Raw genomic sequence first — 21,493 nt, forward strand, 5'->3', positions numbered from 1 at the left:
GTCGGACCAGCCGGCTTCCCGCTCCACACGTGCCTACGGCCGGAAGGCCGCGGCCAGCACGTTGACGACATCGCCGACGACGATGACCGCCGGGGGCTTGACGCCCTCGGCCTCGACCACCGCGGCGACGGTGCCGAGGGTGGCGTCCACCCGGCGCTGGGCGGCGGTGGTGCCCTCCTGGACGATCGCGACCGGAGTGTCCGCCGACCGGCCGTACTCCACCAGCCGGGCGGCGATCGCACCGATCTTGTCCACGGCCATCAGCAGCACCAGGGTGCCGCTCATCTTCGCGGCGGCCTCCCAATTGGTGAGCGAACGCTCGTCGTCCGGGCCGACGTGGCCGGAGATCACGGTGAACTCGTGGGTCATGCCGCGGTGGGTGACCGGGACGCCGGCCGCGGCGGGGACGCTGATCGAACTGGAGATCCCGGGCACCACGGTGACCGGCAGCCCGGCCTCCGCGCAGGCCAGCAGTTCCTCGCCGCCGCGGCCGAAGACGTACGGGTCGCCGCCCTTGAGCCGGACCACGAACCTGCCGGCCTTGGCCTGCTCGACCAGCGTGCGGTTGATCGCCTCCTGGGCCATGAACCGGCCGTACGGGATCTTGGAGGCGTCGATCACCTCGACGTGCTCGGGCAGTTCGGCGAGCAGTTCGCGCGGGGCGAGGCGGTCGGTGACGACCACGTCGGCGTCGGCGAGCAGCCGTCGGCCGCGCACGGTGATCAGGTCCGGGTCGCCGGGGCCGCCGCCGACCAGGGCCACGCCGGCCCCGTGCGAACGGTACTGGCGGGCGGCCAGCGAGCCGTCCCGCAGGCCGTCCACGATGGCGTCGCGCAGGGCGGCGGAGCGGCGCGGGTCGCCGGTGAGGACGGCGACGGTGGCGCCCGCATCGCGCCCGCTGGCCGGGGTCCAGGCAGTGGCCGCCGCGGCGTCGTCGCTGCGGGAGCAGAACACCCGCTCGCGCTCGGCCTCGGCGCTGACCGCCTCGTTGACGGCCGGGTCGTCGGTGGCGACCAGGGCGTACCAGGTGCCGGCCAGGTCGCCGTCCCGGTACGGGCGGGCGTGCCAGGTGAGCTCGCCGGCGTCGGCCATGGCCTGGACGGCCGGGGTGGTGACCGGCGATATCAGGTGCAGCTCGGCACCGGAGGCGATCAGGGCGGGCAGCCGCCGCTGGGCGACCTGGCCGCCGCCGACCACGACGACGCGGCGGCCGGCCAGCAGCAGGCCGACCGGGTAGGGGGTGCGGCCCTCGGTGCTCGGGTGCGGGGTGGGCGCGGTCATCGGCGGTGCTCCTGATCGGGGGGTGAGGTGTGGGGACGGTACGGCACCGCTCCGCGGTCCGGCGCGCCCTCGGGCCGGTCCGCGGAGCGGTGACGGGTGCGTCAGGCCTTCTCCGTGACCCCGGCGGAGTCGAAGGTCGCTACATCGTGCATCGCCCGGGCCGCGCTCTGCACCAGCGGCAGGGCCAGCAGGGCACCGGTGCCCTCGCCGAGCCGCAGGTCCAGGTCGATCAGCGGGCGCAGACCGAGCTTCGCCAGTGCGGCCTGGTGGCCGGGCTCGGCGGAGCGGTGGCCGGCGATGCAGGCGGCCAGCACCTCGGGGGCGATGGCCTTGGCGGCCAGCGCGGCCGAACCGGCGATGATGCCGTCCAGGACCACCGGGGTGCGCAGCGACGCGGCGCCCAGCAGGAAACCGGCCAGGGCGGCGTGCTCCAGGCCGCCGACGGCGGCGAGGACGCCGACCGGGTCGCTCGGGTCGGGCTGGTGCAGGGCCAGCGCGGCGCGGATGACCTCGATCTTGCGGGCGTGGGTCTCGTCGTCGATGCCGGTGCCGCGGCCGGTGACCTCGGCCGGGTCGAGACCGGTGAACACCGAGATCAGGGCGGCCGAGGCGGTGGTGTTGGCGATCCCCATGTCGCCGGTGACCAGCGCCTTGTTGCCCGCCGCGACCAGGTCGCGGGCGGTCTCGATGCCGACCTCGATGGCCTTGAGGGCCTCCTCCCGGGTCATCGCCGGGCCCTGGGTCATGTCGGCGGTGCCGGGGCGGACCTTGCGCGGCAGCAGGCCGGTGGCGCGGCCCTGCTGGACGGCGTCCGGCAGTTCGGCGGCGACGCCGACGTCGACCACGCAGACCTCGGTGCCGATCTGTTTGGCGAAGGAGTTGATCACCGCTCCCCCGGCCAGGAAGTTGCCGACCATCTGGGCGGTCACCTCCTGCGGCCAGGGGCTGACGCCCTGGGCGTGCACGCCGTGGTCCCCGGCGAAGATCGCCACGCAGGCGGGTTCCGGGATCGGCGGCGGGCACTTGCGGGACAGGCCGCACAGCTGGGCGGAGATGATCTCCAGCATGCCGAGCGAGCCGGCCGGCTTGGTCATCCGCTTCTGCCGGTCCCAGGCCTCGCCGAGCGCCTTGGCGTCCAGCGGGCGGATGCCGCGCAGGGTCTCGGCGAGCAGGCTCTGCGGCTCCTCGCCGGGCAGCGCGCGGTTGCCGTACTGCTCCTCGTGGACGACCCAGGACAGCGGGCGCTTCTTGGCCCAGCCCTGCTGCTCCAGCTCGGGCTCGTCCGGGAACTCGTCGACGTAGCCGACGCACAGGTAGGCGACGACCTCCAGGTGCTCGGGCAGGCCGAGCTCGCGGACCAGTTCCTCGTCATCGAAGAAGCTCACCCAGCCGACGCCCAGGCCCTCGGCGCGGGCGGCCAGCCAGAGGTTCTCGACGGCCAGGGCGGCCGAGTACGGGGCCATCTGCGGCTGGGTGTGCCGGCCCAGGGTGTGCCGGCCGCCGCGGGTGCGGTCGGCGGTCACCACGATGTTGACCGGGGTGTCGAGGATGGCCTCGATCTTGATTTCCTTGAACTGCTTGGCCCGGCCCTTGGGCAGCGAGTCCGCGTACGCCTCGCGCTGGCGCTCGGCCAGGGCGTGCATCCGCCTGCGGGTCTTGGCCGAGCGGATCACCACGAAGTCCCAGGGCTGCGAGTAGCCGACGCTGGGCGCGGTGTGGGCGGCCTCCAGGACGCGGATCAGCACCTCGTGCGGGATCGGGTCCGGGCGGAAGCCGTTGCGCACGTCGCGGCGCTCGCGGATCACCTGGTGGACGGCCTCGCGGCCGGCCTCGTCGTAGCCGGGAGCGGCCGGGCCGCGCGGCTCGGCAGGCTCCTCGGGCTGCTGCTCCGGCTGCTCCTGCGCCTCCTCGGCCGCGGGCTGTGCCTCGGGGGCCTCGGCGGCCTCCGGGTTCTCGGCGGCGGGTTGCTCCGCCTGCGGCTGCTCGGCAACGCCCTCGGCGGGCGCCTCGGCGGCGGGCTCGGCCTCGGCGGCGGGCTCCTGGACGGGCTCGGCCTCGGCAGCGGGCTCTGCGACGACGGCCACGGGCTCTGCGACGACGGCAACGGGCTCGGCCTGCGCCTGCTCGGCGGCCGGCTCTGTGGGGGCCTCGGCCTCCGGCGTGGCGGGTTGCTCGGCGATGCCCTCGGCGGGTGCGCCTTCCTCCCCGACCGGCTCGACTGCCTCGGCGACGGCGGGCTCCTCGACGGTTCCGGCGGGCTGCGCCGTCTCCGTCTCGGGAGCGGCCTGCTCCTCGGGAGCGGCCTCGGCCGGAGCATCGGCGACCGGTTCGGCAGCGGCGGTGGCGGCCTCGGTGGGTGCCTCGGCCGTCGGTTCCGCAGCCTGCTCGGCAGGTGCCTCGGCCTGCTGCTGCGGCTGCTCGGCCTCGGCGGCGGGCTCGGTGACGGCCTGGCCGGAGGGCATCTCGCCGGTGCCCGCGGCGGTCTCGGCGACCGGCTCGACGGCGGCCTCCGGCGTGGTCCCGGCCGGGTGGGCCTGCTCGACGACCTCGACGACCTCGACGACCTCGGCAACCGGGGCGGCCTCGACGGCCTGCGGCGCGTCGGCGGCCGCTATGGGCGCGGGCTGCTGCGGGGCCGCCTCCTCGGCGACCGGAGCCTGCTCGGCCGCGCCGACCTTGGGCAGGCCGTGCGGGGTGGGCGCGGCAAGGAAGGCGGAGATCCGGCGCGGCTGACCGGCCGGGGCCGCCGCCTCGGGCTGCTCGACGGGCACGGCGGCGCCGTCGGCGGCAGCACCCTCGGCAGCGACGGTCGCGGCGTCGGCGGGCGCGACACCAGCGGCCTCGGCGACGACCGTCTCGGCGACGGCGGGCTCGGCCACCGGCTGGGCGGTCTCGGCCGGGACCGGCTCGGCCACGACGGCCTGCGGCGCGACCGTGACGGCCTCTGCGGCAGCCTGGGGGGCCGTCACGTCCTGAGCGGGCTGGACCGCGGCGGCCTGGACGGCCTCCGGAGTCTCGACGACCTCGATCACCTCGATCGCCCCGACCGTCTCGACGGCCAGCACGGCCTCGACCGGCGGCGCGACCAGCGGCACCTGCTGAACCTGGTGGAAGTCCTGTGCCTGCGGCAGCTGTTGCCCGTCCACGACCGGAACCCCCGGGGCTGCCGGAGTGCCCGGCGCCACCGGGACGGCCTGCGGCGCGGCAGCCGGAACCGGGGCGGCGGCCTCGGCCATCGGCGGGCGGCCGACCACCGGGATGCCGTGCGCGGGCGTGCCGCCCTGCGAGGGGCCGCGGTCGGCCAGCGAGCGGACCGGCACCTGGCCGGTCATCAGCGAGGGGTCCGGGATCGGCGGACCGGCGTGCAGCGGCCGGCGCGGCTGCTGAGCCTGCGTCATCGGCTGCTGCGGCTGCATCTGGACGGGCTGCTGCTGGACGGCGTGCTCGGCACCGAGCACCGGCGGGTCCACCGGCGGCCAGGAGGGTTCGACCGGTGTGCCGTCCTGCTGCGGCGCGAGCGGCACCTGCTCGGCCGGGACGGCCGGCTCGCCCCAGGAACCCTGCGGGCCGGGCATCAGCAGCACGTCGTCATCGTCGTCCAGGCCGTCCGGCGTGTCGGGCTGGTCGAGGAAGTGGAAGGCCGGACGCGGGGCACCCTGGTCGACGGCCCAGCCCTCGCCGGGGTGGCCGGGCTGGGGCACACCGGGAACGCCGTAGCCGTGCTGACCCTGCGGCGGGATGACGCCCGCACCCGGGGGCATCGCACCGGGGACGCCGCTGATCGGGGCCACCGGGTTGGGGATCGCACCGCCGTCCGTCGCGACGCCCTGGAGGGGTGCAACGCCCGCGACGCCCTCCGGTCCGCCGAGCGGGTCCGGCCCGGCGTGCAGGTGCTCGGGCATTCCCTCGCCCGGGACGTGGCCGCCATCGGTCATTGTCAAAGCTCCTTCCAGGCCGCTGCCGCGCCCTCGGCGACACGATCACCGATCGCAGCGCCCATCCGCACGGGCCGAACCAGCACCGGCCCGCCCCTAACCACACGCGGCCGCCGCGCCGTGGCGCTGCGGCCCAAGTCCATCCGGCGCACTGCGGCACCCCGGCCCGGCGCACCGCCCGTACGGGGCGGCACATCGTCTGAAACAACGACAAGCCGGAGCAACCGGCACGACCGCACCGGACCCTACGACATTCTCCAGGTCCGGCACACGGCCCGTCGAATTGCCCACGCTCCGAGCGGAATCGGATTGCACCACGTCAAAAAGGTGACAAACCGACCGAATCGGGTGGGTCGCCGACAGATGCAACCGTCCAGGACGTCACACTACCGGCCCGGCGCGGTCACCTCTCGAATCGGTGTCCGGATGCGACCTGGATCACCGTCGACGCCACCGGACGGTCCCGGCGCGCGCCCACGGCCTTCACACGATCTGCTCACCCCAGAGCACCAGCGCGCCGGTTCCTCCCGCCCCCAGCGTCAGCCCGTCACCCTCCCCCACCGGCCGCAACGGGGTCGCCTGGAGCAGCGCGCCGTCCGCCCGGTAGCCGGCCCCGACGATCGCCCGGCGGACCTCCTCCGCCTCGGCGAGGGTCCGGGGCAGCGCGACGAACCGCTCCGGCCGGCGGGCCAGCACCGCGCGCACCACGTCGAGGCCGCCGGACTCCACCACCGCCGCGTCCGGCTCCGACAGCCCGCCCAGCACCTCGGGGCCGCTCCCGTACACCGCCTCCACCTCGACGCCGTAGCGGCGGGCGTTGACGGTCAGCCGGGCGCAGGCCGAGCGGGAGCCCTCGACCGCGACCACGGCGGCACCGAACCGGGCCGCCTCCACCGCGAGGGCTCCGCTGCCGGCGCCGACCGACCAGACCAGGTCTCCGGGACGTGCACCCAGACGGGCCAGTACCAGGGCGCGCACATGGGCGGGCAGTGCTTCCGGCGCGCCCGATTCGCCCTCCGCGCGCCCGGCGCCCGCGTAGGCGTGGCCTGGGAGCGCCCAGCCGCGTTCCGCGCCGGGGTAGCCGACCGGGCGCCCGGCGAGCCAGCCGGCCGCCTCGCCCACCGCCCCGGCCTGGGCGCCGCCGCCGATCACCAGCACCACGTTGGGGTCGCGCCACACGTGGTCGGCGATCCGGTCGGAGGTGAGGACGGTGACGTCCTCGTCGGGGGTGCCGAGGGCCTCGCAGACCACGAAGGTCCGGTGCACCCCGCGCAGCATCAGGGCGAGTTCGGCGGGCCCGGCGCCCGGCGCGGTGAGCACCGCGACCTTGGGGTGGGCCCGGCAGATGTTGGCCGCGCGGCGCAGCCGTCCGCCGTGCGCGCTGACCACCTGGGCGTCCTCCCAGGGCATGCCCGCCCGGGCGAAGGCCGCGGCCACCGAGGAGACGGCGGGCAGCACCTCCAGTTCGAGGCCGTACTCGGGACGGCGCAGGGTGCGCACCACCCCGAAGAAGCCCGGGTCGCCCTCGGCGACCACGACGGCGGCGCCGCGGTGCTCGGCGATCCTGCGGGCGGCGTGCTGGATGTTGCCGAGGGTGATCCGCTCGGCGGACTCCGGCACCGGAAGGGCGTTCAGTTGGTAGGGGGCGCCCGCCACCAGGGTCGCCGCGGCCAGGGCCGCGCCGGCGGCCTCGGTCAGCGGGGTGCCGTCCCACCCGATGACCGTGATCCGGTCAGCCATCTGCGGCCGTTCTCCCTCGACTCGGTGCACCACTCGATCCGCCGTCGTGCGGCGCCGGTGCAGAGGCTACCGGGTGCGATCCCCCGGACCATGACATCTCGCACACATGTCCGCGCCGGGTGAACAGCAGACGGGTGGGGGCCGGCGGCGCTCAGTCGCGCAGCACGTAGCGGTGGTCGCCGTGCCAGCCTTCGCGGTGCAGCTCGGGCGACTCCAGGTCCTCCGGGAGCAGGCTCCACAGGATGAGGTCGCTGCGGCTCTCTCCCCCGGCCTGGCGGCCGGGAGGCTCCCCCACGACCACCTCGCCGGACTCCCCGCGGACTATCCAGGCGCTGCGCAGCACGCCCTCGCTGATGCCGCCGATCTTCTGGGCGACCTGCTGGGCGGCGGTGTTCCCGGCGGCGGTGCGCAGCTCCAGGCGCAGGAAGCCGCGGTCCTCGAACAGCCACTGGGCGACGCCGAGGACGGCCTCCGGGGCGTAGCCCTCGCCGCGCGCCCAGACGGCGGTGACGTAGGAGATCTCGGTGCTGCGCAGCCGCCAGTCGGTGTTGCGCAGTTCGACCAGGCCGACCAGGCGCTGGGTCAGGTGCTCGGTGACGGCGAAGACGATGCCGCGGCCGGCGGTCCGGTGGGCGGGGGCGAGGGTGCGGGCGAGCTCGGCCGCGTACTCCTCGGTGAAGGGGTGCGGCAGGTCCGTCCAGGCGAGCACGAGGTCGTCGGCCATCATCGTGGCCAGGCCGGGGGCGTCGTCCTCCGCCAGGGGCCGAAGCAGCAGCCGTTCGGTGCTGATGGCGGTCTCGGGGAAGCTCGCTGCCATGCCGTCTCTCCTCGCCGGGTCGTGAACACAACACCGTACGCCTCCGGTGTGCCCCCGGTGTCACGTGGTGCGCCGCCCGCACGACGGTACGTCAGATCGCGGTCGGCCGGAGTGTCCCTGCTGCATACTGCCCGACCGGGCCCCCGCCGAGGTGCGGCGGGGGCCCGGTCGGGATCAGGACGTCGAGCGGAGCACGGCTCAGAAGGCCGGGATGACCGAGCCCTGGAAGGTGTCGTCGATGTACTTCTTGACCTCGTCGGAGTGCAGCAGCTCGGCCAGCTTCTTGACCCGCGGGTCGTTCTCCTTGCCCTTCTTGACCGCGAGGATGTTGGCGTACGGGTTGCCGTCGGCCTTCTCCAGCACCAGGGCGTCGGTGGCCGGCTTCAGGCCGGAGTCGATCGCGTAGTTGCCGTTGATGACGGCGGCGTCGAGGTCGGCGACGGAGCGGGGCAGCTGGGCGGCCTCCAGTTCCTTCCACTTGAAGTTCTTCGGGTTGCCGGTCACGTCCGCCGGGGTGGCGGCGGTGGTGACGCCGTCCTTGAGGGTGATCAGCTTGTTGTCGGCGAGCAGCTTGAGCGCGCGGCCCTCGTTGGTGGCGTCGCTCGGCAGACCGATGGTGGCGCCGTCCGGCAGGTCGGTGATCGCCTTGACCTTCTTGGAGTAGACGCCCAGCGGCTCCAGGTGCACGGGCTCGACCGACACGATGTTCGTGCCGTGCTTCTTGTTGAAGTCCTCCAGGTACGGGACGTGCTGGAAGAAGTTGGCGTCGGCCGAACCGTCCTGCACCGCCGTGTTGGGGGTCACGTAGTCGGTGACCTCCTTGATGTCGAGCTTGAGGCCCGCCTTCTCCGCGAGGTTGTCCTTGACGTACTTCAGGATCTGGCCGTGCGGGGTGGGGCTGGCCACGACCTTGAGCGGCGCGTTCGCGTCCGAGGAGGAGGACCCGGAGCTGCCGCAGGCGGCGAGCGAGAGGGCGACGCCGGCGGTGGCGAGGATGCTGGTGAACTTCAGGGCGTTGCGCACGAAAAGTGCCTTTCTGCGTGGAACGGGGAGCCGCGTCCGGGGTCGGACGAGGGAGGTCTAGGAGGCGACGAGGTCCTTGTCGGGAGCAGTCGCGCGGCCGAGCAGCCTGGTCCGGCCGCCGATGCGGCCGCGGTGGGAGAGCCGCTGGACGGCGAAGTCGCCGATCAGCTGGACGGCGGTGACGATGATCACCAGCTCGGCCACGATGACCCACATGAAGGCGGTCTCGAAGCGCTGGTAGCCGTAGTTGACGGCGAGGGTGCCGAGGCCGCCGCCGCCGACCGTGCCGGCCATCGCGGAGTAGCCGATCAGGGTGATGACCGTGGTGGTGACCGAGGCCACGATGCCGGGCAGGGCCTCGGGCAGCAGGGTCTTGCGGACGATCGTCCAGGTGCTGCCACCCATCGACTGGACCGCCTCGACCAGGCCCCGGTCGACCTCACGGACGGAGGTCTCGACCAGGCGGGCGAAGAACGGGACGGCACCGATGGTCAGCGGCACGGTCGCCGCCTGCCAGCCGATGGAGGTGCCGACCAGCCAGCGGGTGAAGGAGATCAGCGCGATCATCAGAATGATGAACGGCACCGCGCGGGCGATGTTCACGACGAAGCCGATGGCCTTGTTGACGGCCCGGTTGGCCAGCAGGCCGCCCTTGTCGGTGAGCACCAGCAGCACGCCCAGCGGCAGGCCGAGCAGCACGGTGACGAGCGCGGACACCCCGACCATCTGGAAGGTCTCCTGGGTGGCGGGCCACATCAGCTCCTGCATCTGGTCCCAGGTCATGCCACCGCTCCGTTCGCCGCACCTATCACGTCCACCTGCAGTCCCTGCTCGCGCAGGTAGCCGATCGGCACCACGTTGTCCTGGTGGCTGCCGGACAGCTCGACCCGCATCCGTCCGACCATCCGGCCGGCGATGGTCTCCACCGCGGCGCCGAGGATGTTGATGTCGATCTGGTAGGTGCGGGCGAGCTGGGAGACGAACGGCTGGGCCGAGCTGTCGCCCTGGAAGGTGATCTCCAGCACCGTGGAGCCGGGGTGGCCGGTGCCGAACTCGCTGAGCGGGAACAGTTCGCGGGCCAGCTCCGAGCCGGGCTTGGCCAGCAGGTCGGTGAGCTCGCCGGACTCGACCACCCGGCCGCCGCGCATCAGGGCGGCGGAGTCGCAGACGGACTTGATCACGTCCATCTCGTGGGTGATCAGCAGGACGGTGAGGCCCAGCTGCTGGTTGAGGTCGCGCAGCAGTTTGAGGATCGAGCGGGTGGTCTCCGGGTCGAGCGCCGAGGTGGCCTCGTCGGAGAGCAGCACCTTGGGGTCGCCGGCCAGCGCCCGGGCGATGCCGACGCGCTGCTTCTGCCCGCCGGAGAGCTGGTTGGGGTAGCTGCGGGCCTTGTCGGCGAGGCCGACCAGGTCGAGCAGCTCGGCGGCCTTGCGGCGGCGCTCGGTGCGGTCCAGCCCGATGATCTCCAGCGGGAGCTCGACGTTCTGCTGCACCGTCCGCGAGGAGAGCAGGTTGAAGTGCTGGAAGACCATGCCGATCCGGCGGCGGGCCTCGCGCAGCTCGCGGCCGGCCCGGTTCTCTCCGCCGGACAGGGCGGTGAGCTCGACCCCGTCCACGGTGACCGTGCCGGAGGTCGGGCGCTCCAGCATGTTCACGCAGCGGATGAGGGTGGACTTGCCGGCACCGCTGGTGCCGACGACTCCGTAGACCTCGCCCGGGCGGACGTGCAGGTCGACGCCGGCGAGGGCGGTCACCTCGCGGCCTCGGGAACGGTAGACCTTGGTCAGGTCCGTGGTGGTGATCACAGCGGCTTTCCGTGGGTCGGGGGCGGGCGGCGTGGGGCGACCAACCGACCGGTTCTGCGGTCGGCGGCGTCGTCACGGCGCTGCGCCGGGAGGGTCCGGACGTGCCATCCCCTGCTCGCGGCCGTGGACGGCCGGGCGCACGACGGCGTGGCCCTGACGAGTTCACCCGGGCCCGCGGGTGGGCGGGCACGGCGGAGGGAAGGGGTCCGGGAGGAGGGACGCGCTCACACGGGCGGGAGCGACGCCGGAGTCTCGCTTCGGGGCGCGAGGGGGAGGCACCTCAGCGGGGTGCCGGGGGCGGTGGCCCTCAGCAGTGACACATTCGACGACACATGGCACGCTCACCTGCCGGCAGGGTGCCGGTGGGGGTCCAGTTCGTCGTCGCAGTCATGTGAGCCAGTAAAACAGATGGGTCGTTTTCCGCCCAATTATTTCTCGGAGCTGTCCGCAATGCGGACATGCAGCGCTGCTACCAGCGCGGACACGGCTCGGCGCCGCCACCGGTGGTCCGGATGGTGACGGCGCCGGGAACCGCGCAGGGGGGCGGGCTCAGGCCGTCGCGGCGAGCGGCGGCGCAGCGGGCTTCTCCAGGTGGACGAAGCTCAGCCGGCTGTTGACCTGCTCGACCCGGGTCTGACGGTACCCCTGGCGGGCGTACAGCCGCAGGTTGCCGAGGCTGCGGTGGCCGGTGAACAGCTGGTACGTGCTCACCGGGCCGTCCTGGGCCATGCGGCGCTCCAGTGCGTCCAGCAGCCGGCCACCGAGGCCGTGGCGCTGCATCCGCGGATGGACGACCAGACGCCCTATCCGGCCGACGCCGTCGACGCCGACGTGGCCGCGGACGGCGCCGACCACCTCGTCGCCCAGCCGGGCGACCAGGACGTGCTGCTCGGACAGTTCGGCGCGCAGGCTCTCCAGGCTCTGCGTCAGGGGTTCGATCGCCCAGTCGCCGTACAGCTCGGCCTCGGGCTGGTAGCCGAGGTACTGGAGCTTGAGGATCTGCTCCGCGTCCTCGGCCTCCGCAGCCGAGATGATCACGCTCATGCCCATGTGGAGGGGCCTCCCCAGTCGTCGTGCCCGGCGCGCAGAGGGTGGCGCGCTCACGCTCAGTATCCGAGTGATCGCGTCACCGTCAAGAGCTGCGTTCGCCAGCGCTCTACCCGGGTGTCAGGTTCCCTCAACCTTCGCGGGGGCGGACGTGAGGAGGGTCACCTCCCGTGCCGCACCGGTTCCGTCCGGTCGCACGGGTTCCGCTCAGGGGTACCGCTCCGAGTGGAGCAGCATCCGCAGGCAGGCCAGGCAGCGGGAACGGGTGGGGCCGATCGAGCCGCGGGGCATGCCGAGCCGCTCGGAGAGCTCACGGTAGGTGGGCGGCGGGTCCTCGGCCAGGGCGGCGATCAGCTGCGGGCAGCGGCCGGGCAGGGCGGCGACGGTCTCGCGGACCACGCGGCGGCGACGGTCGGCGAGGTAGACGTCCTCGGCGGAGGGGACGGGCGGGAGGGCGGTGCACACACCGTGCATGACGGCCCGGGGCGGGGCCGGTTACGCCCGGGCCGGGGCGCGGACGCCGGAGGGGCGCGCCGGTCGGACCGCCGCGCCCCTTCCGCGCCCTGCGGGAGATCAGCCCCCACCCCGTCAGGGATCAGCTCAGGGTCCACTCCCGCTGCCGCGCCAGGTCCGCCTTCACCTCGGCGAGCTGGACCGCGACCGCCGAGGGGGCGGTTCCGCCGCGGCCGTTGCGGGCGGCGATGGCTCCGTGGACGCTGAGCACCGAGCGCACCTCGGGCGTCAGGTGCCCCGAGATCGCGGCGAACTGCTCGTCCGTCAGGTCGGACAGCTCGATGCCCTCGGCCTCGCAGACCTTGACGCAGGCGCCGGCCACCTCGTGCGCGACCCGGAACGGCACGCCCTGCTTGACCAGCCACTCGGCGATGTCGGTGGCGAGCGAGAAGCCGGCCGGGGCCAGCTCCTCCAGCCGCTCCCGGTGCACGGTGAGGGTGGCCATCATCCCGGTGAACGCCGGCAGCAGCACCTCCAGCGTGTCGCAGGAGTCGAAGACCGGTTCCTTGTCCTCCTGGAGGTCCCGGTTGTAGGCGAGCGGCAGCGCCTTGAGGGTGGTCAGCAGGCCGGTCAGGTTGCCGATCAGCCGGCCGGACTTGCCGCGGGCGAGCTCGGCGATGTCCGGGTTCTTCTTCTGCGGCATGATCGAGGAACCGGTGGAGAAGGCGTCGTGCAGCGTGATGAAGCCGAACTCCTTGGTGTTCCAGATGATCACCTCCTCCGCGATCCGGGAGAGGTTGATGCCGATCATCGCGGTCACGAAGGCGAACTCGGCGACGAAGTCGCGCGAGGCGGTGCCGTCGATGGAGTTGCCGACCGAACCACCCTCGAAGCCGAGGTCGGCGGCGACGGCCTGCGGGTCGAGGCCCAGCGAGGAGCCGGCCAGTGCGCCGGAGCCGTACGGCGACACGGCGGTGCGCGCGTCCCACTGGCGCAGCCGCTCGGCGTCCCGGCCGAGGGCCTGCACGTGCGCGAGGACGTGATGGGCGAACAGCACCGGCTGGGCGTGCTGGAGGTGGGTGCGGCCCGGCATCGCGGTGTCCGGGTGCGCCTCGGCGAGCCCGACCAGGGCCTGCTGGAGGTCGAGCAGCAGGCCGCCGATGGTCTTCGCGTGGTCCCGCAGGTACATCCGGAACAGGGTGGCGATCTGGTCGTTGCGCGAGCGCCCGGCCCGCAGCTTGCCGCCGAGGTCGGGGCCGAGGCGCTCCAGCAGGCCGCGCTCCAGGGCGGTGTGCACGTCCTCGTCGGCGACGGTGCCGGTGAAGGTGCCCGCCTCGACGTCGGCCAGCAGGCGGTCCAGGCCGGCCAGCATGCCCGCCAGCTCCTCGTCGGAGAGCAGGCCGGCCTTGTGCAGGACCCGGGCATGGGCCTTGGAGCCGGCGATGTCGTACGACGCGAGGCGCCAGTCGAAGTGGACCGAGGCCGAGAGCCTGGCCAGCGCCTCGGACGGGCCGTCGGCGAAGCGCGCGCCCCAGAGGCGGACGTCGGAGGACTGCTCGGCGGTCATCGCGGTGGCTCCTTCATGCATGTGCAGCGGATGGCATAAGTATGCACGACAGTGTATGAAACACACAACCCCGGCCGGACGGTCTCCGTCGGCCGGGGTTCCTCGGGTCGAGGCGCTACTGCGCCTTGGCCTGGGCCAGCTGCATGAGGTGGTCGGCGAGCGCCTGGCCGCCGGCCGGGTCCCGGCTGATCAGCAGGACGGTGTCGTCGCCGGCGATGGTGCCGATGATCTCGAACACCTCGGCCTGGTCGATCGCCGAGGCCAGGAACTGGGCGGCGCCCGGCGGGGTGCGCAGCACCACCAGGTTGCCGGAGGCCGTCGCGGACACCATGAGCTCGCCGGCCAGCCGGGCCATCCTGCCCTCGCTGGCCGACTCCCCCATCGGCGCGCGCGGCGTCCGGTCGCCGCCCTCGGCCGGGACGGCGTAGATGAGCGCGCCGTCCCGGTTGCGGATCTTGACCGCGCCCAGCTCGTCCAGGTCCCGGGAGAGGGTGGCCTGGGTGACCACGAGTCCGTCGTCGGCGAGCAGCTTGGCGAGCTGGCTCTGCGAACGCACGGGCTGGCGGGTGAGCAGGTCCACGATCCGCCGGTGGCGCGCCGTGCGGGTCTGCGGGACCTGCGGCGTCGGGCCGGCGGCGGACGGGCCGGAGTGGGAAGCGGTCATGTGTTCATTCTCCCGGACGACGGTCAACTCGCATCGGCCGGGGCGCTCTCGCGCACCGCCCGGAGGATGCCCGGCAACGCGGCCAGGAACGCGTCCGCCTCCTGCTCGGTCAGCACCAGCGGCGGGGCCAGCCGGACGGCGTCCGGGACGGCGGCGTTGACCAGGTAGCCCGCCTCCTGCGCGGCGGCCTGGACCTTGGCCGAGACCGGTTCGGTGAGCACGATGCCGAGCAGCAGGCCCGCCCCGCGCACGTGCGAGACCAGCGGGTCGCCGAGGGCCTCGACGCCGTGCCGCAGCCGCTCGCCGAGCTTGCGGACGTGCTCCAGCAGGCCCTCGGACGCGATGGTGTCCAGCACCGCGAGCCCGGCCGCGGCGGCCACCGGGTTGCCGCCGAAGGTGGTGCCGTGCTGGCCGGGGGTGAGCAGCTCCGCGGCCGGCCCGAAGGCGAGCACCGCGCCCATCGGCAGGCCGCCGCCGAGCGCCTTGGCCAGGGTGACCACGTCCGGCTCCACGCCCTCGTACGCCTGGTGGGCGTACCAGTGGCCGGTGCGGCCGACGCCGGTCTGGATCTCGTCCAGGACCAGCAGGGTGCCGGTGGCCCGGGTGATCTCGCGGGCCGCCTTCAGGTAGCCCTCGGGCAGCGGGACGGCACCGTTCTCGCCCTGGACGGGCTCCAGGAACACCGCGGCGGTCTCGGTGGTGACGGCCGCGCGCAGCGCCTCGACGTCGCCGAACGGGACGTGGGTGACGTCGCCGGGCAGCGGGCGGAACGGGTCCTGCTTGGCGGGCTGGCCGGTGAGCGCGAGGGCCCCCATGGTGCGGCCGTGGAAGGCGCCCTGGAGGGCGACCAGGTGGGTGCGGCCGGTCCGCCGGCTGATCTTGAAGGCGGCCTCGTTGGCCTCGGCGCCGGAGTTGCAGAAGAACACCCGGCCGCCCGGCCGCCCGTCCAGTTCCAGCAGCCGCTCGGCGAGGGCGATGGTGGGCTCGGCCATGAAGAGGTTGGAGACGTGGCCGAGGGTGGCGATCTGCCGGCTCACGGCCTCGACGACGGCCGGGTGGGCGGTGCCCAGGGCGTTGACGGCGATGCCGCCGAGCAGGTCGGTGTACTCCTTGCCGTCGGCGTCCCAGAGCTTGCTGCCCTCGCCGCGCACCAGCGGGATGCGGGGGGTGCCGTAGTTGTCGGTGAAGGAGTGCTGCCACCGCTCGGTGAGCTGCTCGTTGTGCGTCGCGCCAGTCACGCCAGTCCCCCGGTCACGGTCGGTTCGTCGTCCGGCACGACCATCGTGCCGATGCCCTGGTCGGTGAAGATCTCCAGCAGCAGGCTGTGCTGGACCCGGCCGTCCAGCACGCGGGCGCTGCCCACGCCGGAACGGACGGCGCGCAGGCAGCCCTCCATCTTGGGGAGCATGCCGCTGACCAGGCCGGGCAGCAGCAGGTCCAGCTCGCTCGCGGTGAGCTGGCTGATCACGTCGTCGGAGTTCGGCCAGTCCTTGTAGAGGCCCTCGACGTCGGTGAGGACGACGAGCATCTCGGCGCCCAGCGCGACCGCGAGGGCGGAGGCGGCGGTGTCGGCGTTGATGTTGTAGACGTGGCCGTCGGCGCCGCGGGCGATCGAGGAGATCACCGGGATGCGGCCGTCGGCGATCAGGGCCTTCACCGCGCCGGCCTCGATGTTGACGATGTCGCCGACCAGGCCGATGTCGACCTGCTCGCCGTCCACCACCGCGTAGCGCTTGACCGCCGTCATGGTGTGGGCGTCCTCGCCGGTCATGCCGACCGCGAACGGGCCGTGCTCGTTGAGCAGGCCGACCAGCTCGCGCTGCACCTGGCCGGCCAGCACCATCCGGACCACGTCCATGGTCTCCGGGGTGGTGACCCGCAGGCCGTTGGTGAAGTTCGACTCCAGTCCCAGCCGGTCGAGTTGGGCACTGATCTGGGGGCCGCCGCCGTGCACCACGACGGGGTGCAGACCGGCGTAGCGGAGGAAGACCACGTCCTGGGCGAAGGCCGCCTTGAGGCTGTCGTCCACCATCGCGTTGCCGCCGAACTTGATCACGATGGTCTTGCCGTGGAAGCGCTCCAGCCACGGAAGCGCCTCGATCAGGGCCTTGGGGAACGCGGTTTTGTTGCGGGCCTGTTCGCCCTTGGGTGCGATCTGCACGGGATTCCCTCGTCGATGGGGGTCCCCCCGGCCGCAGGCTGGGGGAGGATGTCGCGGATCAGGGTGTCGCGGCTCGGGTGGTGGTGGACGACGTGACGCGGATCAGGTCGAGTAGGCGCTGTTCTCGTGCACGTAGTCGGCCGTCAGGTCGTTGGTCCACAGCGAGGCGCTCGCCGTACCGGCGTTGAGGTTCGCGGTGATGACGACCTCACGGCCCTTCATGTCCACCAGGTCGCGGTCCTCGCCCACGCCGCCGGCCCTGCAGACCCAGACGCCGTTGATGGCGACGTCCAGCTCGTTCGGGTCGAAGGCCGCGGAGGTGGTGCCGATCGCGGCCAGCACCCGGCCCCAGTTGGGGTCCTCGCCGTGGATGGCGCACTTGAGCAGGTTGTTGCGGCTGATCGTCCGGGCGACCTCGACCGCCTCGTCCTCGCCGGCGGCACCGGTGACGTCGATCCGGATTTCCTTGCTCGCGCCCTCCGCGTCGCCGATCAGCTGGCGGGCCAGGTCGGCGCTGACCGTACGGACGGCCTCGGCGAACTCGGCCTGCTCCGGGGCGATGCCGGAGGCGGCGGAGGCGAGCAGCAGCACGGTGTCGTTGGTCGACATGCAGCCGTCGGAGTCGATCCGGTCGAAGGTGGTGCGGGTGGCGCCGCGCAGCGCGGCGTCCAGGGCGGCGCTGTCCAGGTCGGCGTCGGTGGTGAGGACGACCAGCATGGTGGCGAGGCTCGGGGCGAGCATCCCCGCGCCCTTGGCCATGCCGCCGACCGTCCAGCCGGCCGGGCTGGTGTACTGGGCGGTCTTGTGCACGGTGTCGGTGGTCTTGATGGCGATCGCGGCGGCCTCGCCGCCGGTCTCGCCGAGCTCGCCCGCGGCCAGCGCGACCCCGGGCAGCAGGAGGTCCATCGGCAGCCGCACGCCGATCAGGCCGGTGGAGGCGACGGCGATCTCGCCCGCGTTGAGCCCCAGCTCCGCGGCGGCCTTCTCGGCGGTGGCGTGGGTGTCCTGGAAGCCGAGCGGGCCGGTGCAGGCGTTGGCGCCACCGGAGTTGAGGACGACGGCGGAGACCTGGCCGCCCTTGAGGACCTGCTCGGACCAGAGCACCGGTGCGGCCTTGACCCGGTTGGCGGTGAAGACACCGGCCGCGGCGAGCGAGGGACCGTCGTTGACCACCAGGGCGAGGTCGGGGGTGCCGGAGGCCTTGATGCCGGCGGTCACTCCGGCGGCCCGGAAGCCCTTGGCGGCGGTCACGCCGACGTTCGTGCTCTTGCTCACGGTGCGACTCCGTTCACGGGAAGCCCGAGCTCCTCGGGCAGACCCAGGGCGATGTTCATGCTCTGAACCGCGCCGCCGGCGGTGCCCTTGACCAGGTTGTCGATCGCGCTGATCGCGATGATCCGCCCGGCGGCGGCGTCCAGGGCGACCTGGACCAGGGCGGTGTTGGCGCCGTAGACGCTGCTGGTCTGCGGCCACTGCCCCTCGGGCAGCAGGTGGACGAAGGGCTCGCCCGCGAACGCCTCGGTGTAGGCGGCGCGCAGGCTCTGCGCGGTCACCCCGGGCCTGGCCTTGGCCGAGCAGGTGGCGAGGATGCCTCGCGGCATCGGGACGAGGGTGGGGGTGAAGGAGACGGTGACCGGCTCGCCCGCGAGCGGGGTGAGGTTCTGCGCCATCTCCGGGGTGTGCCGGTGGACGCCGCCGACGCCGTACGGGCTGACGCTGCCCATCACCTCACTGCCCAGCAGGTGCGGCTTGGCGGCCTTGCCGGCGCCGGAGGTGCCGGAGGCGGCGACCACCACGGCCTCCGGCTCGGCGAGCTGCGCGGCGTACGCGGGGAACAGCGCCAGGGAGACGGCCGTCGGGTAGCAGCCGGGCACGGCGATCCGGTTGCTGCCCTTCAACGCGGCGCGGTGGCCGGGGAGTTCGGGCAGGCCGTAGGGCCAGGTGCCGGCGTGGGCGGAGCCGTAGAACTGCTCCCAGTCGGCCGCGGCCTTGAGCCGGAAGTCGGCGCCGCAGTCGATCACCAGGACGTTCGGGCCGAGTTCCTCGGCGACGGCGGCGGACTGGCCGTGCGGCAGCGCCAGGAACACCACGTCGTGGTCGGCCAGCACCTCGGGGGTGGTGGCTTCGAGGACGCGGTCGGCGAGCGGGAGGAGGTGCGGCTGGAGCGCGCCCAGCCTGGTACCCGCGTTCGAGCCGCCGGTCAGCGCCCCGATCTCCACCTCCGGGTGGCCGAGCAGCAGGCGCAGCACCTCGCCGCCCGCGTAACCGCTCGCACCGGCGACGGCGACTCGCAATGCCATGGCGTTCCTCCTTCGTCTTGGCATGAATATACGCGCGGCGGAAAATTCATGCAAGGAGTCTGTGCCGGACCCCGCTGGGGCGAGGACGCCCAGGTCAGCGCTTGACGGCCCGCAGCACCACGAACTTGGGGTTCCCGGCGACGAGTTGGCAGTTGCCGAAGAGGCGGCGCAGCTTGACGTGGTACCCGAGGTGGCGGTTGCCGACCACCCAGAGCTCGCCGCCCGGCCGCAGCGCCCGCTTGGCGCCGGTGAACATCCGCCAGGCGGTGGCGTCGGTGGTGGCCTGGTGGGAGTGGAACGGCGGGTTGTTGAGCACCAGGTCCACCGAGCCGGTGGCGATCACGTCCGGGGCCAGGGCGTCGGCGGTCAGGAACTCGGCCGGGGCCTGCGGGCCCAGGTTCGTGCGGAAGGTCTCCTCGGCGGAGGCCACCGCCTGGTGCGACTCGTCCACGAACACCAGCTCCGCGCCGGGCCCGGCCAGCGCGGCGGCCGTACCGACCACGCCGTTGCCGCAGCCGAGGTCCACCACCCGCGCGCCCGGGGCCGGGACGGGCAGGTGGGCGAGGAGGAAGCGGGTGCCGATGTCGAGCCGCTCGGCGCAGAAGGTGCCCGCGTGGTTGACGACGGTACGGCCGGAGGCGGGGCCGATGTCCGACGGCAGCGCGTAGCGGTGCGGCCACGGATTGGGGCCGGGGTCGAGCGCCGGGTCGGGGGTGCAGAAGATCAGCCGGGCCTTGCGGACGGCCAGGGAGGTGCGGGTCGGGCCGAGGATCCGCTCGAAGAGCTGGAGGGTGGAGGTGTGGATCTCGGTGACCATGCCGGTGCCGATCACCACGGTGCCGTCGTGGACGGCGGGGGCGAGCCGGTGCAACTGGTCCTCCAGCAGGGCCAGGCTCTTGGGGACGCGCACCAGCAGCACGTCGATCCGCTCCGGCGGGGCGTCCTGCGTGGAGAGCAGCCGGGCCTCGTCGACGGCGGCGCCGGCCCGGGCCAGGTTGGCCAGGGTGGCCTGCCGGCCGAGGTGGGAGTCGGTGATCTGGACCGGCCGGTACCCGGCGAGCACGGTGGTCAGCGCGCCCCAGCGATCACCGAGGACGGCGACCGTGCGACCGGCCAGCTCCGTCGCCGTGCCGGCCGCGCTGTCGGCCTCGCCCGCGAGATGGCGCAGCAGGTACTCGTCGGCGGCGTCCCAGGCCCGCAGCCGCTCGCGCGGGTCCACCGGGAAGCGGGTGAGGTCGAAGGCACCCCACGGGGTGGAGAACGGGGACGCGGCGGGCGTGGTCTGCGGATTCATCGTGTTCTCAGGCTATCCGACGGTCTCCGGGAGCAGTTGCGGCCGGATACTGGAAGAGCCCGACCGAGCGAGGTGAGGGCGATGGACTGGAAACTGGAAGTCGTGGTGATCCCGGTGTCGGACGTGACCCGCTCGAAGCTCTTCTACGAGGAGCAGGCCGGGTTCACCGTCGACCATGACACGCTGCTGCGGGACGGGACCCGGGTGGTCCAGCTGACTCCCCCCGGTTCGCCCTGCTCCATCGTGGTGGGCAAGGGGGTGATCGACTCGCCGCCCGGATCGGTCAAGGGCCTCCAGCTGGTGGTGCCCGACATCGAGAAGGCGCACGCCGAACTGGTGGCGCGGGGCGTGCAGGTCAGCCCGGTCCAGCACTTCGTGGCGGGAGGCCGGGTGGACGGGCACGGCGAGGCGTGGAACAACTTCGTGTTCTTCAACGACCCGGACGGCAACGGCTGGGCGGTCCAGGAGGCGCCACGGGCCGCGTAGGCCTTGGGTAGGCTCCGAGGATGGCTGAACACGAGGGAAGCGTGCGGGTGGACAGCTGGATCTGGTCGGTCCGGCTGGTCAGGACACGTGCGCTGGCGGCGGCCGCCTGCCGGGCCGGACACGTCCGGGTGAACGGCGAGCGGGCCAAGCCCGCCCAGGCGCTGAAGCCCGGGGACGAGGTCCGGGTCCGCGAGGAGGGCTACGAGCGGGTCGTGGTGGTGCAGAAGCTGATCCGCAAGCGGGTCGGCGCCGCGGTCGCGGCGGAGTGCCTGGTCGACACCAGCCCGCCGCGGCCGCCGCGCGAGTTCGTCGCGGCGGCCGGGGCGCGGGACCGCGGGACCGGCCGGCCGACCAAGCGGGAGCGCCGCGAGCTGGACCAGCTGCGCGGGCACTGAGCGGAGCGGGGCCGTTACGAGGCCGCGGTGGCGAGCACCTTGGCGAGGAAGCCGCCGAGGTTGCCCACCGTGCGGTCGATCTGCAGCTCCAGCGGCAGCGACTCGTCGGGTCGGGTCACCAGGGTGGACTTCTTCAGCCCGCGCACGTAGAGCGAGCAGGCGAGGTCGGCACAGATGTAGGTGCCGACCGTGTTGCCCTCGCGCCCGGCCGCCCCGGCCCGGCGGGCGGCGAGCAGCGCGACCCCCGACCCGGCGTGCGCGGTGATGCACAGCGAGCACACATTGGTCTTGGTCAGGCTGCGCCGGATCACCGGCGAGCGCAGCGTCACGCCGACCGGCTCGCCCCCGTACGGCGCCACCAGGTAGGCCCGGTCGGGCGCGCCCTGGTCCCGCCAGCCGAGGAAGTCCAGGTGCTCCCAGGGCAGCTCGGCCAGCCCCCTGGGCAGGTTGAGCCGGCGTGCCTCGCCCTTGGAGCAGTTGACGAAGGACGCGCGGATCTCGTTCTCACTCAGGGGTTCCATGCCG

At 73.5% G+C, this 21,493-nt stretch carries 19 protein-coding genes; 2 read left to right on the forward strand and 17 right to left on the reverse strand.

The genetic code is table 11. From position 1 onward, the window contains the following. Window positions 1-33 precede the first annotated feature (33 nt). From cobA to AB0O11_RS13195, 16 genes are all read right to left on the reverse strand, one after another. On the reverse strand, window positions 34-1,281 hold the full coding sequence (cobA, locus tag AB0O11_RS13120; RefSeq protein ID WP_363385169.1) for a uroporphyrinogen-III C-methyltransferase: 1,248 nt from the start codon (window positions 1,279-1,281) through the stop codon (window positions 34-36). 101 nt (window positions 1,282-1,382) lie between these two features. Then, window positions 1,383-5,216 (reverse strand): nicotinate-nucleotide--dimethylbenzimidazole phosphoribosyltransferase, encoded by a 3,834-nt coding sequence (gene cobT / locus AB0O11_RS13125; protein ID WP_363385172.1) that lies wholly within the window; start codon window positions 5,214-5,216, stop codon window positions 1,383-1,385. 483 nt (window positions 5,217-5,699) lie between these two features. Further along, window positions 5,700-6,956 carry a precorrin-6y C5,15-methyltransferase (decarboxylating) subunit CbiE gene (gene cbiE / locus AB0O11_RS13130; protein WP_363385175.1) on the reverse strand — a complete coding sequence of 419 codons (1,257 nt, stop codon included), beginning with the start codon at window positions 6,954-6,956 and terminating at the stop codon, window positions 5,700-5,702. 151 nt (window positions 6,957-7,107) lie between these two features. After that, entirely contained in the window at window positions 7,108-7,773 is a 666-nt protein-coding gene (locus tag AB0O11_RS13135; RefSeq protein ID WP_363385178.1) for a GNAT family N-acetyltransferase, read from the reverse strand. A 198-nt stretch (window positions 7,774-7,971) separates the two neighbouring features. Further along, window positions 7,972-8,796 carry a MetQ/NlpA family ABC transporter substrate-binding protein gene (locus AB0O11_RS13140; protein WP_363385180.1) on the reverse strand — a complete coding sequence of 275 codons (825 nt, stop codon included), beginning with the start codon at window positions 8,794-8,796 and terminating at the stop codon, window positions 7,972-7,974. 57 nt (window positions 8,797-8,853) lie between these two features. Continuing rightward, window positions 8,854-9,579, reverse strand: coding sequence for a methionine ABC transporter permease (locus AB0O11_RS13145; protein ID WP_363385183.1), 726 nt, complete (start codon window positions 9,577-9,579; stop codon window positions 8,854-8,856). Then, entirely contained in the window at window positions 9,576-10,601 is a 1,026-nt protein-coding gene (locus AB0O11_RS13150; protein WP_363385186.1) for an ATP-binding cassette domain-containing protein, read from the reverse strand. Before AB0O11_RS13150 ends, AB0O11_RS13145 begins: the two co-directional genes overlap by 4 nt. A 549-nt stretch (window positions 10,602-11,150) precedes the next feature. After that, entirely contained in the window at window positions 11,151-11,651 is a 501-nt protein-coding gene (locus AB0O11_RS13155) for a GNAT family N-acetyltransferase (RefSeq protein WP_363385188.1), read from the reverse strand. Window positions 11,652-11,855: 204 nt separating this feature from the next. Next, on the reverse strand, window positions 11,856-12,113 hold the full coding sequence (locus AB0O11_RS13160; RefSeq protein WP_224279885.1) for a winged helix-turn-helix domain-containing protein: 258 nt from the start codon (window positions 12,111-12,113) through the stop codon (window positions 11,856-11,858). A gap of 130 nt (window positions 12,114-12,243) precedes the next feature. Further along, on the reverse strand, window positions 12,244-13,668 hold the full coding sequence (gene argH / locus AB0O11_RS13165; protein WP_363385192.1) for an argininosuccinate lyase: 1,425 nt from the start codon (window positions 13,666-13,668) through the stop codon (window positions 12,244-12,246). Window positions 13,669-13,783: 115 nt separating this feature from the next. After that, window positions 13,784-14,332, reverse strand: a complete 549-nt coding sequence (locus AB0O11_RS13170) for an arginine repressor (RefSeq protein WP_049652068.1) — start codon at window positions 14,330-14,332, stop codon at window positions 13,784-13,786. Between the two features lie 23 nt (window positions 14,333-14,355). After that, window positions 14,356-15,570 carry an acetylornithine transaminase gene (locus AB0O11_RS13175; RefSeq protein ID WP_363385195.1) on the reverse strand — a complete coding sequence of 405 codons (1,215 nt, stop codon included), beginning with the start codon at window positions 15,568-15,570 and terminating at the stop codon, window positions 14,356-14,358. Beyond that, window positions 15,567-16,493 (reverse strand): acetylglutamate kinase, encoded by a 927-nt coding sequence (argB, locus tag AB0O11_RS13180; RefSeq protein ID WP_363385198.1) that lies wholly within the window; start codon window positions 16,491-16,493, stop codon window positions 15,567-15,569. Before argB ends, AB0O11_RS13175 begins: the two co-directional genes overlap by 4 nt. Window positions 16,494-16,595: 102 nt before the next feature. Beyond that, on the reverse strand, window positions 16,596-17,768 hold the full coding sequence (argJ, locus tag AB0O11_RS13185) for a bifunctional glutamate N-acetyltransferase/amino-acid acetyltransferase ArgJ (RefSeq protein ID WP_363385201.1): 1,173 nt from the start codon (window positions 17,766-17,768) through the stop codon (window positions 16,596-16,598). Next, window positions 17,765-18,793, reverse strand: coding sequence for an N-acetyl-gamma-glutamyl-phosphate reductase (gene argC / locus AB0O11_RS13190; protein WP_363385205.1), 1,029 nt, complete (start codon window positions 18,791-18,793; stop codon window positions 17,765-17,767). Before argC ends, argJ begins: the two co-directional genes overlap by 4 nt. Window positions 18,794-18,887: 94 nt before the next feature. Next, complete coding sequence (locus AB0O11_RS13195) at window positions 18,888-20,087, reverse strand: methyltransferase (RefSeq protein ID WP_363385208.1); 1,200 nt, start codon at window positions 20,085-20,087, stop codon at window positions 18,888-18,890. A gap of 81 nt (window positions 20,088-20,168) precedes the next feature. On the opposite strand from AB0O11_RS13195, the gene AB0O11_RS13200 reads away from it, so the two are divergent. Further along, entirely contained in the window at window positions 20,169-20,573 is a 405-nt protein-coding gene (locus AB0O11_RS13200; protein ID WP_363385210.1) for a VOC family protein, read from the forward strand. Window positions 20,574-20,593: 20 nt separating this feature from the next. Further along, window positions 20,594-20,968, forward strand: a complete 375-nt coding sequence (locus tag AB0O11_RS13205; RefSeq protein WP_363385213.1) for a S4 domain-containing protein — start codon at window positions 20,594-20,596, stop codon at window positions 20,966-20,968. Window positions 20,969-20,982: 14 nt separating this feature from the next. Here the strand turns inward: AB0O11_RS13205 and AB0O11_RS13210 are convergent, their stop codons facing one another. Further along, window positions 20,983-21,489: an FBP domain-containing protein gene (locus AB0O11_RS13210; RefSeq protein ID WP_363385216.1), complete on the reverse strand. Its 507-nt coding sequence runs from the start codon at window positions 21,487-21,489 to the stop codon at window positions 20,983-20,985. Window positions 21,490-21,493: the final 4 nt, after the last annotated feature.

The organism is Kitasatospora sp. NPDC093102 (assembly GCF_040683915.1).
Lineage (GTDB): Bacteria > Actinomycetota > Actinomycetes > Streptomycetales > Streptomycetaceae > Kitasatospora.